The 12,140-nt window shown below is 62.4% G+C and carries 13 protein-coding genes and 1 pseudogene; 8 read left to right on the plus strand and 6 right to left on the minus strand.

Annotated features, from left to right (window positions below; all coding sequences use genetic code 11):
* The first annotated feature begins 101 nt into the window (after positions 1-101).
* Positions 102-1,256, plus strand: coding sequence for an HlyD family secretion protein (locus LB551_RS24760; RefSeq protein ID WP_224660730.1), 1,155 nt, complete (start codon positions 102-104; stop codon positions 1,254-1,256).
* Positions 1,257-1,387: 131 nt separating this feature from the next.
* The gene (locus tag LB551_RS24765) at positions 1,388-2,971 is read left to right on the plus strand and encodes an MDR family MFS transporter (RefSeq protein ID WP_224660862.1); all 1,584 of its coding nucleotides are present in this window, start codon (positions 1,388-1,390) and stop codon (positions 2,969-2,971) included.
* Between the two features lie 430 nt (positions 2,972-3,401).
* On the opposite strand, the gene LB551_RS24770 is transcribed toward LB551_RS24765, so the two are convergent.
* The 3 genes from LB551_RS24770 to LB551_RS24780 form a co-directional block, all read right to left on the minus strand.
* Entirely contained in the window at positions 3,402-3,713 is a 312-nt protein-coding gene (locus tag LB551_RS24770; protein WP_224660731.1) for an aldo/keto reductase, read from the minus strand.
* A gap of 70 nt (positions 3,714-3,783) precedes the next feature.
* Positions 3,784-4,662 carry an NmrA family NAD(P)-binding protein gene (locus tag LB551_RS24775; RefSeq protein WP_224660733.1) on the minus strand — a complete coding sequence of 293 codons (879 nt, stop codon included), beginning with the start codon at positions 4,660-4,662 and terminating at the stop codon, positions 3,784-3,786.
* A 37-nt stretch (positions 4,663-4,699) separates the two neighbouring features.
* Entirely contained in the window at positions 4,700-5,980 is a 1,281-nt protein-coding gene (locus LB551_RS24780; RefSeq protein ID WP_224660735.1) for a serine hydrolase domain-containing protein, read from the minus strand.
* Between the two features lie 194 nt (positions 5,981-6,174).
* On the opposite strand from LB551_RS24780, the gene LB551_RS24785 reads away from it, so the two are divergent.
* The 5 genes from LB551_RS24785 (at position 6,175) to LB551_RS24805 (ending at position 8,791) form a co-directional block, all read left to right on the plus strand.
* Positions 6,175-7,095, plus strand: a complete 921-nt coding sequence (locus LB551_RS24785) for a LysR family transcriptional regulator (protein ID WP_140552940.1) — start codon at positions 6,175-6,177, stop codon at positions 7,093-7,095.
* 85 nt (positions 7,096-7,180) lie between these two features.
* Positions 7,181-7,372, plus strand: coding sequence for a PIN domain-containing protein (locus tag LB551_RS24790; RefSeq protein WP_224660736.1), 192 nt, complete (start codon positions 7,181-7,183; stop codon positions 7,370-7,372).
* A gap of 19 nt (positions 7,373-7,391) precedes the next feature.
* A complete protein-coding gene (locus LB551_RS24795) occupies positions 7,392-7,640 on the plus strand; it encodes a hypothetical protein (RefSeq protein WP_224660737.1) in 249 nt (82 codons plus the stop codon).
* A 537-nt stretch (positions 7,641-8,177) separates the two neighbouring features.
* A complete protein-coding gene (locus tag LB551_RS24800) occupies positions 8,178-8,477 on the plus strand; it encodes a DUF1236 domain-containing protein (RefSeq protein ID WP_140552938.1) in 300 nt (99 codons plus the stop codon).
* Positions 8,474-8,791 (plus strand): hypothetical protein, encoded by a 318-nt coding sequence (locus LB551_RS24805; RefSeq protein WP_318012757.1) that lies wholly within the window; start codon positions 8,474-8,476, stop codon positions 8,789-8,791. The genes LB551_RS24800 and LB551_RS24805 overlap by 4 nt, the downstream gene beginning before the upstream one ends.
* A gap of 1,185 nt (positions 8,792-9,976) precedes the next feature.
* Here the strand turns inward: LB551_RS24805 and LB551_RS24810 are convergent.
* The 3 genes from LB551_RS24810 to LB551_RS24820 all read right to left on the minus strand — a co-directional run bounded on the left by LB551_RS24810 (position 9,977) and on the right by LB551_RS24820 (position 11,565).
* On the minus strand, positions 9,977-10,366 hold the full coding sequence (locus LB551_RS24810; RefSeq protein ID WP_224660739.1) for a low affinity iron permease family protein: 390 nt from the start codon (positions 10,364-10,366) through the stop codon (positions 9,977-9,979).
* Between the two features lie 165 nt (positions 10,367-10,531).
* The gene (locus LB551_RS24815; protein WP_224660741.1) at positions 10,532-11,041 is read right to left on the minus strand and encodes an ABC transporter permease; all 510 of its coding nucleotides are present in this window, start codon (positions 11,039-11,041) and stop codon (positions 10,532-10,534) included.
* 107 nt (positions 11,042-11,148) lie between these two features.
* Positions 11,149-11,565: an ABC transporter permease gene (locus LB551_RS24820; RefSeq protein WP_224660742.1), complete on the minus strand. Its 417-nt coding sequence runs from the start codon at positions 11,563-11,565 to the stop codon at positions 11,149-11,151.
* On the opposite strand from LB551_RS24820, the pseudogene LB551_RS24825 reads away from it, so the two are divergent.
* Positions 11,491-11,952, plus strand: a pseudogene (locus tag LB551_RS24825) (ABC transporter ATP-binding protein); the annotation flags it as partial. The gene LB551_RS24820 and the pseudogene LB551_RS24825 overlap by 75 nt on opposite strands.
* Positions 11,953-12,140 lie beyond the last annotated feature (188 nt).

Genomic DNA, 12,140 nt, shown 5'->3' on the forward strand with positions numbered 1-12,140 from the left:
GATGATCCTTCCGTTCTTTCCCCGATTATCACATCAGGCTTGCCGTTGCATCTTCCTTGACGCCAGTCGGCCACTCGGGCCGACCGTGAGAGGAGATTCAGATGAACGTAAGCGTCAACCCAGCCATCCTAGAATACTCGGTTGAGGTAAAACCGGCGCCGCGGTCCCGCAAGACGATGATCAAGCGCACGGTTGTCGGGTTGGGTCTGGTGGCGGGCCTGACCGCGGCTGCGCTCTACGGCTATGACTATTGGACGGTCGGGCAGTATCTGCAATCGACCGACGATGCCTATATCAAGGCCGACTATACGGCTGTCGCGCCGAAGATCTCGGGCCACATCGCCGAGGTACTTGTCGAGGACAACACTCACGTCAAGACGGGCCAGGTTTTGGCCCGCATCGACGACCGCGATTTCAGGACCGCGCTCGATCAAGCGCAAGCCAAGGTCGAAGCAGCCGAAGCGACGCTGCACAATCTCGACGCCCAGATCGGCCTGCAGCAGTCGGTGATCGAACAGCAAAAGGCCAGCGTCGCCGCAACCGAGGCGAAGCTCAAATTCGCGCAGCAGGAGGGTGATCGCTATAAAACCTTGCTGAAAAGCGGCTACGGCACCAGCCAACGCGCCCAGCAGGCCGCGGCCTCCCTTAGCGAAAGCGAAGCCCAACTGCAGCGGGATCGCGCCGCACTGGTTGCGGCCCGCAAGGCGATCGACGTGCTCACGACGGAGCGCAGCAAGGCGGAGGCCGAGCGCGACGGCAGCCAGGCCGCCCTGCGTCAGGCGAAACTCAATCTCTCCTACACCACGATCACAGCGCCCGTCGACGGCATCGTCGGGGCCCGTTCGCTTCGCGTCGGTCAGTATGTGCAGGCCGGCACGCTGCTCATGGCGGTGGTGCCGCTGAATGCGATCTATGTCGTGGCCAATTTCAAGGAAACACAGCTCGCTCATGTGCAGAGCGGACAGCCGGTCGAGATCGCCGTCGACGGCTTTCCCGGCGTGGCACTCAAGGGCCGCGTCGACAGTGTGTCGCCGGCCAGCGGTCTCGAGTTCGCGCTGCTGCCCCCGGATAACGCCACCGGCAATTTCACCAAGATCGTGCAGCGCATCCCGGTGAAGATCGCGATCAACGACGGCAGGCTCGCCGGCAAGCTGCGCGCCGGCATGTCGGCGGAACCGACGATCGACACGAAGGCAACCATCCTGGCCGAACGGGGTGAACCGGACAGCGGCCGCCGGATCATCGCCGGCTGGTAACTCGTAGCGGCTGCGCGAGGTTCTCCGGGACCTCGCCTGGTGGCCGCCACGCCAGTGTCTCACGTGCTCTTCGTCAAACAAGGAATTCAGCGGTGCCCGCAACCCTCACCACCAACCCCACGCCTGCGCCAATGGCAGCCAAAGCATCGAGCCTGGCGCCCACCGATGCCTCTTGCGCCTCGCTCAAGACCTGGATCGCCGTCATTGGCTCGACGCTCGGCGCCTTCATGGCGGTCCTCAACATCCAGATCGTCAACGCATCGTTAGCCGACATTCAGGGCGCCATCGGCGCGGGCATCGATGACGGCGGCTGGATATCGACCGCCTATCTGGTGGCCGAGATCGTCGTCATTCCGCTCACCGGCTGGCTGTCGCGGGCCTTTTCCATCCGGGTCTATCTTCTGGCCAATGCAATCCTGTTTCTCGCCTTCTCGGTTGCCTGCGCCTTCGCGCAAAACCTTCAGCAGATGATTGTTCTGCGTGCTTTGCAGGGCTTTTGCGGCGGCGTGCTGATTCCGGTCGCCTTCACCATCACCATAACCCTCCTGCCCAAGGCGAAGCAGCCGATCGGATTTGCCCTGTTCGCGCTGTCGGCGACCTTCGCACCAGCCATCGGGCCGACAATCGGTGGCTATCTCACCGAGAACTGGGGCTGGCAGTTCATCTTCTATGTCAACTTGGTCCCCGGCGCGCTGATGGTCGGCATGCTGTGGGTGTCGCTCGAAAGGGCGCCGATGCAGCCCTCGCTGCTGCGCCAGGGCGACTGGGCCGGTATCATCACCATGGCGATCGGGCTCGGCTCCTTGCAGACTGTGCTCGAGGAGGGCAACAAGGACGATTGGTTCGGCTCGCCGTTCATCGTGCGGCTGTCCATGATCGCCCTCGTCAGCCTCTCGCTTTTCCTGTGGATCGAGTTGAGAAGCGAAAGGCCCTTGCTTAACCTCAGACTGTTCGCCCGCTGGAATTTCGGGTTCTCCATCCTGGCCAGCTTTCTGCTCGGAATTGCGCTCTACGGGGCGGTGTTCATCCTGCCCGTCTATCTCGCGCGCATCCAGGGCTACAACGCTCAGCAGATCGGCATGGTGCTGGCCTGGACAGGCCTCCCGCAACTGGTGCTGATCCCGCTGGTGCCGCAGTTGATGAAGCGTTTCGACATGCGCATTATCGTCGCCTTCGGCTTTGCGCTGTTTGCGGCAAGCAATTTCATGAACATCGAAATGACGGCGGCCTACGCGTCGGAGCAGTTCTTTTGGCCGAATGTCGTCCGAGCCGTCGGTCAGGCGCTGGTCATGGTACCCCTGGCTGCGGTCGCTACGGCCGGCATCGAGCAGGAGAATGCCGGCTCTGCCTCCGCATTGTTCAACATGATCCGGAATCTCGGCGGCGCCGTCGGCATCGCCATGCTGCAGACTTTTCTGACCAAGCGCGAGCAGTTCCACTCCAACGTGCTGGTGCAGTCGGTATCGCTGTTCGAAGAGAGTACTCGCGCGCGCATCGAGCATCTGACCCGATACTTCCTGGCCCATGGCGCCGGCGATCGCGCAGCCGCGATGCACAAGGCCGTCATCGCCATCGGACAGATGGTGCGCAAGCAGGCTCACATCATGGCTTTCAGCGACGCCTTCTATCTGCTTGGAGCAGCCCTTGTCGTCGCCTTCTTCGCCACGCTGCTGTTGCGCAACCCGGGCCATATCGAGGCGGGTGGCGCGCACTGAAAGATCGGAAAGGAACGACAATGATCCCGACCTTCGCCAGCGCGGCCTTGCTCATTGCGAGCGGCTTTTGGCGCCGGAGCCGGCGAGGCTCTTGTCCAGGACATGGAAGGCCTTTACCCGGCCTTCACGGACATGGGGCACACCGCCACGCAATTGAGAGCGCACACGAGGCCGCGATGGCGACGGGCGCCATCCGCGAACAGACCATCGAGGAGATCCAGCAGCTTACCTTAGATGCAGGTGGTGCTGCGGCCAGGAATACATTGTCCGCGTCAAGGACATCCTCAACGGCTCCGTCGAGTGAAGGCAGACAAACCGCCGAAGATGATGAGCAAGAGCAGAACAGCGGGAAATCGCATTGCTGGCCTTAACGACTGGAACAATCGGCCGGCGTTTGACCCCGCTCTTGCGTGAAATTCTGATGTGATCGTCACGATCCGGTCGGTGGAAAAGCCGATATGCTGCGCACAATGGCGGACGAAAGGCCACGCTCCTTCAGCGCGACAAGCGCCTCCAGCGTGCCACACCTCGTGGTGACGAAGAACTTGCTGCGCTCGATGCCGGATGCCGCGATGGCGGCCCCGACCGCAGCCTCGTTCTGATACATCGCGGCCGTGTCGATATGCCGATAGCCGAGTGCGATTGCGCTCTCGACGACGGGCTGGGCATCGACGCCGGGCATGCGCAAGGTGCCGAAGCCAAGGCGCGGAATGGCGACGCCCTGTATGATGATGCTGTCCATGATGATGTCCTTTTCGCGAATGCCTTGCCGGTGGGCGCGCCGGCCTTGCGAGGCGGGTGCGATCCCCCCCTCAGGCGGCGGCCGTGACCCGGCTCTCGACGAGCCCGGCGATGACGCTCTCCAGCGTCGTCGTGCCCTTCACAGACGACAGCCCCTGATCGTGGAATTCGATCCAGCCTTCGTTGAAGCCGTCGAGCATGCGGATGCGCGGCAGCGGGTTGCGGGTGCCTTGGGCTCGGAAGATGGTCTCCCATGTTTCGCGAGGTACGATCTCGACCGAAACCGCGTGCTCCAGCGCGACGGCGAAGGCGCGAGCAATGTCGTTGGGAGAAACCCGAGCGGGACCTTCCAGTTCGACGACCCGCGTCCCGCTCCAGTTCTCGCGCAGCAGGGCGGCGGCGGTGCAGCCGACGTCCTGTGTCGCGACCATCGGGAATGCCTTGTTCGCCGGTTGCAGGAAGCTGCGCAACACGCCTTCGTCTCGTGCCGCAGGGACATCCCACTGGGCATTCTCTATGAACCAGCCGGGCCGCAGGAAGGTAACCGGCAGGCCGATGCCGCCAAGCGCTTGCTCCAGCAGCGTGCGCTGGGTGAGCAGGTTCTCGTGCGGCGCGTCGGCGCCGATCGTCGACAGGCACACCGCCCTGGCGGGACGTGCCTCGACCAATGCCGCACTCACGGCGTCGATCAACCGCCTTGCTTCGGGAAAGCCCGGCTCTGGGTCAAACTCCGACGGCGGCAGGATGAAGACACCATCGGCGCCTTTGAAGGCTGACGCGAGACTTGCCGCATCGTCCATCTCGGCCAGAGCGACATCGCAGCTCTTGGCCTTCCACTCCACCGCCTTGGTAGCATCGCGCAGGACGGCGCGGACGGGCAGCCCGTCGGCCAGGAGGTTGCGGGCGAGCGCGCCGCCGACTTTGCCGGTGATTCCGGTGATTGCGTACATGATGGTTCTCCAAAAGGATTGATGTGGAGTGCGCGTGTCAGGCGAGGCTCGCGTAGAGCTCCCGCTCGAACGCGCCGTAGAGGGCGACAACCCGCTCGTCGTAGAAGGGCAAGATTTGGGTGAAGAGCGCGCCGGTGACGTGCTTCACCGGGTCAAGCCAAAAGTAGCAGTTGAGCAGGCCGGCCCAGGAAATGCTGCCGGCGGAACGTCCATTCGGACCCGGCTGCGTATTGATGTCGAAGGACAAGCCCCATTTGTGCGGTTGACCGGGGAACTGGTCGAAGCTGCGCGAGAAGGGCGGCTGCGCCGAGCGCATCTCGTGAACGTTCAGCTCACCGATCTGGTTCTGCATCATCATAGCGACCATTTCCGGCCGTAGGATGCGCACGCCGCCCAGTGCGCCGCCGTTCAGCAGCGCCTGCAGGAAGGTCATGTAGTCGCGCGGTGTCGAGAACGCGCCGCCGCCGCCCATGAAGAACTCCGGCCGCTGCGGCATCTCGAAGGGGGCCGGCTCCAGCCCGCCATCGGCACGGCGGTTGTGGAACGTGGCGACGCGCCGCTTCTGCTCCGAGCCGATGAGGAAGCCTGAATCTTTCATGCCGAGTGGCGCGAAGATGTTTTCGCGGAAATAGACTTCCAGCGATTGGCCGGACACCGCCTCCACCAGCTTGCCCACCCAGTCCATGCTGATGCCGTATTCCCAGCGCTCGCCCGGCTCGAATTCGAGCGGTGCGGTGAAGGCGGCGTTCTTGCAGGTCGCGATATCGGGCATGCCCGTCACCTGTTCGTAGCGGGTCAGCGCCTCGCTCCAGATCGAATAGGTGTAGCCGGAGGTGTGCGTCAGCAGGTGGCGTACGTTGATGGCGCGCTTGGCCCGGCGCAGGCGCGGCGTTCCGTCCGCGGCGAAGCCTTCTAGGATTTGCGGCGACACGAGCTCCGGCAGGTATTTGGCTGCGTCATCGCCGAGACCGATGCGGCCTTGCTCGATGAGCTGCATGCAGGCCGTCGTCGTGAAGGCCTTGGTCATCGACAGCAGCCAGAACACCGTGTCGGCGGCCATCGGCGTGCCTGTCTCGACGTTCGCCTTGCCGAAGGCGCCCTCATAGGCAATGCCATTCGGCGTGGCAGCCATGGCGACGACGCCGGCCACATCGTGCCGGGAGACGCCGCCGAGCAGGGCGGCGTCGATCGCGGCGGAGTTGCGCAGCGAAGCCAAGGGTGCTGTCCCGGCCAAGGCGGGGTTGACCGCATCGAGAGCCAGAATGGCCCCCACCATGCTCCCCCGCTGAAGCATGGTCCTGCGTGTGATCGGGTTCATGGCTCATTCCTTTCCGGCTCGTGGGAAGACCGATTTGTCGGCGGTTCACCACTGACGGCGTTGCGATGCCGATGTTCTAAGCCGCGCCATGATGTGATTCACACGCATTATCGTCCGTGCTACATTGACTCAGATTCACTGCGCTTATCATGGAACCCGCCTGACGAGCTGCCGCACCGGCAAAGGGAGATCGCATGGCTTTTGACACCCGGCTGCTGACCGGCGTCGGCGTCCTGGCTGCCGTGACGGAGGCAGGGAATTTTGCCCGCGCGGCGGAAATGCTCGGCTTGACGCCTTCAGGCGTGAGCCGGGCGGTCGCGCGCCTCGAGGCGCGGGTTGGCGTTCGGCTCTTCGACCGCAATCCGCGGGAGGTCAGTCTTACCGAGGAAGGCCGACGGTTTCACGGGCAGGTGATGCCGCTTCTCGCCGGCCTCGACGAGGCGGCCGCCGAGGCCGCAGGCGCGGCGGCAATCGTGCGGGGCCGACTGCGCGTGTCGGTGGACCCGTGGTTTGCGCGGATGGTGCTTGCGTCGAGACTCCAGCAGTTCCTAGTCCGCTATCCTCTGCTGTCGCTCGATTTCTCCACCAGCAACTATCGGGAGGAGATGATGGCGGGCATCGATGTGGCGGTACGGTTCGGCCAACCTGACGAGTCGTCTCTCATCGCACGCAAGCTCCTGGAAACGCCCATTCTGACCGTTGCTGCGCCGGCCTATCTCGAACGGCACGGCACGCCGCGATCGCCGCATGACCTCGTCCATCACGAAGCACTTCTCTTCCGCGATCCGCAGACAGGTCTGCCCTTTCCGTGGGAGTTCCACCGCGACGGGGAAATCGTCGATGTTAAGGTTTCAAGCCGCTTGGTCCTTGATGATCCCTTCGTCGCGGTATCCGCCTGCGTGGCGGGCCAGGGTATTTTCCAGAGCCTCGCGATTGGCTTGGCGCTGTTCGTGGAACGTGGAGAACTCGTACCCATCCTGCCGGAATGGTCGGAGGAACTTTATCCCCTCTACGCCTATCATCCCTCGCGCCATCTGCCACCCGCGAAGGTTCGGGCGTTTCTGGATTTCATCCAGGAGGTCGCCAGGAACCAAGCCTCTCTATGTCGTCAATGAGGCGCAGCGCCACTGATCGAGTACGAGGCGGTCACGACACGGCCCGAGCACCCGAGGCTCCGGCCTCTCGGCGTTGCTAGATGCCGTGGCGGCCGTCTCCGAGCCGGTTCGCCTTCTCTTCCTCTGGCGACCCGCCGTTCGCGACCCGGACGACGACACGGTGCTGGAGGCTGCGGTAAACGGACGGGCGAATGCTATAGTGACGTTCAACTCCGCGACTTCGGCAAGGTGGCCGAGCGCTTCGGTGTCATGGTTCTGTCGCCCGGTGAGGCGCTGACACGATTGGAGAGAGAGACATGAGGAGAAGCAATTTCGCACTGCGGCTTCAGCTTCCGCTTCTCGATGAGGCGCGTAAGGTGGCCGACAGCGAGGGCGTGCCGCTCAACCGATTTATTAACGTGGCAGTCGCCGAGAAACTTTCGGCGCTGCGCACGGAAACCTACTTTCAGGAACGCGCTGCCGTGCCAACATCCCAAGGCGCTGCACTTCTGAAGCGGGCCGGCAAAGGGAAGGCGCCGATCAAAGGTGACGAATTGCCGGAGTAGCACACCCCTGAGGTGGAGCGGTATCGCTCGTAGTGGAGCCTTGCCTGCGTCCAAAGCGGCCGTCGGGCCGAAAACTGCCGGTCAAGGCTGGTACAGTACGCGTCACCGCGAAGCGGCTCTGCTGGGTTCTTTGGAAAAAATTACGACCGGACGGCGATTTCCACGGGCAGCGGCGAGCGTTGGTTCTTCAATGAAGCGGCAGCTCGCCGCTTGAAAGGAGTGAACGAATCAACTGAGTGTAATCCCGAACACCATGAAGGCGATTGCCACACCGAAGATCGGGGCGAGCAGCCATCGCGCTTGAACAACACTGTTCTCCATCAGTTTTTCTCCAGCAACTTGTAAACCCGACAACGGCGGCAAACGGCGGCTGTTCCGATTGGGGCCTCAGACAGGACTATTGCGTGTTGCGGTCAGACTTACGTCCTAGTCGCGTCCGACCGAAGCCCAGGCGCAGGAACTTTTGCAATGGTCCCCGAGTTTGCTGGCGGGCGTGGGAAACGACATTGCTGCGCCATCTTCACAAAGGAGGACGTCATGAGAATGCATCTAGGCGCCGCTGCTGCGGCTTTGTTGCTGCTTGCAGGAATCGGCGCTGCCGCTGCCGAGGACGTGATTATCCAGCCCGAGCAGGAAACAGTCATCAAGGAATACGTGAAGAAGCAGCCTTTGGCTTCGGTGAAGCTTCCCGGCGTAGAACTCAATGTCGGCACCGCTTTACCCGACACCGTCGAGCTCCATGAAGTCCCCAACGTCAAATACCGCTACACAGTGATCGATAACCGGACGGTGGTCGTGGATCCGGGCACCCACAAGATCGTCAAGATCATCCAGTGAACCAAGCACCAGAATCAAAGCCCGCCGCCCATCTTGGCGGCGGGCTGCCAAGACAAAAGGACTATCGATCGATGCCAAGCGGCGGATCTACCCAGTCCAATGAGTTAAGAGTGGGCGTGGCCGACCTTAGGGCCAGAATGCAGGAGGCACAGATCACAGGGGGCGAATTGAAGTCCCTCCAGAAGGTTGCCGCGTTGATGGATGACGGCTCGGGCCGGATCAGCGGCGACGATTTGATTGCCGCCTCCTTCGTCAACGACCTGCCGCACCAGAATGCCGTCGCCGACCAAGCCGACAATCAGCAGACTCTTTGATTCCCACGCCGAAGCAATCAGGGCCGCAGGCGACCTGGTGGCAATGGGAGTTCCTCGCTTAAAGATCGCCGTTATAGGACCTTACAGCGCCGAGTTGGCTAGTTTGGGGATGGTTCCAGCCGCCAGTCTTGGTGCGGCGGTCGGCGGGTTGGCCTGCTTGGGCGCGTTTGTTGCGGGTTACGGAATAGACCCTCAGGCACCGATGCCATCGCCGATAGCTCTGGCCGCCATGGTCTGTGGCAGCATTGCTGGCGGGCTGCTCGGATCGCTGGCAACTGATGCACTGCGGCCGGGTATTGCAACTCTTGTCGAGCGGATCGTCCTGGTGACGGCGCGTGTCAACGATGGGGGAGCTGAAATCGTGCAAGGCGGTTCTCGACAGTTGCATCTCCATCGCCGAAGAGTGCGGGAAACCCGCCCCGGCATCTCGCCGAGACGGGCTCGTTCCCGTTTCCAGTGCTTGGAATTGGACAATCGACAGAAGTCTAACTTCGAGGAGCCGCGAACGTTCCGGCATTTGTGGAAGGCCGTCGAATATCGTCCACCAGCCGGATCGCAGTCGGCCGAAGAAGCAGCACCACAGTGCGGCGCCAGTCGATCAGTTGCACCCGGAAAATTGCCCGCGGTTTCCCTGAAGACGCTAGGCTTCTCTCTTCCGTAGCGGAAATGGATCCGGATTGGCTGACGAAACTGCTGGCAAGACGGAAGTAGCTGGTTGAAAGCCCACTATCGGATCAGCAATTTCTGTTATCCTCGGCTGAATCCGCCAGCACTCAACCTGTCGCTGCAACGCTTCAGAAAATGCCGCAATGTCAGCTTGGCGCCTCAAGCCGGCATGCTGGGGGACAGCTCTACGGCCACAAGCTGCCGTCAGCCGATGCCAGGCCCTCGCTCGCTGGCAGTGAGAAGGCTGACGGGCGCGTCTGGATTGGCTGGTGGGTCGCGGCGTCCAATTCGTCTCCTTGCGGTTAGCCAGCCTGCCCGCAATTGCCCTTGGGGCGAAAAGCCTGCAACGAGCCCGGCGAAAGACCATACTTTCCCATGGTCGCAGGCTCAGTGCCAGCATGGCCATCATCCCCAACCACCGATTTGGTTGGACGGCGCAAAAGTAGCGCGGTGAGCGCTAGATCAAACCTTTGCGAACGCCCTATCTTGTCGAAACCGCAGCCTCACGACGTCCGGCGCTCAGGCCACTGCCTTGTGATGGGCCGTAGCCGCTCTTTCTTTGCTCTCTTTCGCCCGCATACATAGCGCGCGGAACTCTTCGACCTCGGCCTCGGTAAGGTGCTCGATGCCGATGAAGGCGTTCTTGGCGGCACCCGAGCGGATCAACTCATCGAGTTTAGCCTGTATGGCGGCACCGTCGCGGTTCTGGGTGTTCTGAATCAGGAAGACCATCAGGAACGTTACGATCGTCGTACCTGTATTGATGACCAATTGCCAGGTTTCGGAATAGTGGAAAACCGGGCCGCTCACGGCCCAAACCAGTACAGACGCCAAGCATAAGGCAAAGACCCACGGGCGGCCAGATGCGTGCGCGACGACGGTCGCCACGCGATTAAATGTCTTTTCCATTGGGTGTCCTGATGACGAAATGTGAAACTGGCCCCAACAATGTACAAAGCCCGATTTTCGTTCCACGCGCATCGGACAAATCGGGCGCAGCCGACGCCGACGCCGACTGTCGGCGTCGGAACCTCTGGATGACCCCGGGGTTAGCCATCACCTGACACGGGAGACTCAACAATCTGAATCTGGAGAGTTCCAATGGTTACAAGCAAGAAGGCCGCAGCTGCTGACCACCTCCCGGTCGAGTTTCTGCCTGCCGCGCTGGTCGGAAGAGGCATCGAAAGACATCGCTACGTCCTTATGCGCGTTCAGGCGCGCCACCACGTTGCCGAAGACGATCGCAAGCAGCAGCACCAGGCCTTGGAAGATACCGGTGTAGAAAGAGGAGACCCCTCCCGAGAACAGCACCTTCTGCAAAAGCATGAGCGTGCCGGCTCCGAGGATCGATCCGACGAGGCTGCCGCGGCCACCGCTAAGCGGTGTGCCGCCGAGCGCCACCGCGGCAAAGGTGAGCATCAGGAACGGCGTGCCCGCCGACGGATTGCCGGTCGCGGTCTGAGCGCTCAGCATGAAGCCGGCGACGCCGTAGAGGATGCCGGCGCCGACAAAGGCCTGTGATACGCACGCCTGAGACGGCCACGCCGGAGAAACGGGCCGACTGTTCGTCGGCGCCGATTGCATAGAGGCCGGTGCCGGTGGCGGTGCGCCGGAAGCCAGCCATAGCAAGACGACGGCAACCAGGAACAGCCCGGCAATCGGAACGACGCCGAAAAGCGTATCGGTCAGGGTTAGGTGACGAAGTCGGCGATCATGCCGTCGGGCGCGTCGAGAATGACGAGCGCGAGCCCCTGACAAATGATCATCGTGCCGAGCGTCGGCGCGATGGTCTGGAGCCCGAGCCTGGAAACCAGAATGCCGTTGATCAGGTCGACGAAGGCTCCGATCGCGCAGCACATGAGCGGGCTGACAAACGCTCCGCCCGGGCCGTCGAGCGGATAGACGGCCACCAGTACGTTGGTCAGCGAGACGACGCCGGCGACGGACAAGTCGAAGCCGCGGCTGATGACGACAAGCGTCTCGCCCGCGGCCGCGAGCGCCAGCGGCGTCGAATTGTTGATGAGGTCGGTGAACGTGTAGACCGACAGCGCATCGGGCCGCCAGAACGCATAGAGCGCATGGAGCAGCGGCGCGACAAGTATTGGCACAGCCTTTCAGGCGGTGAGCGCCAACGCGTCCACATCGCCCGCGCTGTAGCCCAGACCCCAACCGAAATCTTGCTGGACGAACCGACAAACCATCTGGACATCCAGCATCAGATCGAAGTGCTGCGGTTGATTTCACAGCTGTCACTGACCAGCATCATCGCGCTGCATGACCTCAACCATGCCGCGATGTTCTGTGATCAGTTGGTGGTGTTGGACAAAGGCCGCATCGTCGCATGCGGTGCGGCCGGATCGGTAATTACAGAGGCTTTGCTACGTGACGTGTTCCGAGTGGAGGCCCGCGTCGAGACGAGCCCGTACCACGGGGGACCGCACATCCACTATCTGGCCGAAACAACTCCAGCCAGATCCTCTACCGTTATAAGGTAGTGCTGAGTCAGAGCGCGCGGAGGCCTTCTCAGCGTCTCCGAGCGCGGCTTGTGCAAGCGCGCTGCGTTCGGCCTCGACGTCGCGGCCCACAGCCACCGCGGACGCGAGTAGGCTGGGATCGGGGTGCTCGGCCCCCGCGACCGCGGTCAATCAGATGCGCGGCAACAAATCGCTCGCATCACCTTGAG

The organism is Mesorhizobium sp. BR1-1-2 (assembly GCF_020165435.1).
Classification (GTDB): Bacteria; Pseudomonadota; Alphaproteobacteria; order Rhizobiales; family Rhizobiaceae; genus Mesorhizobium.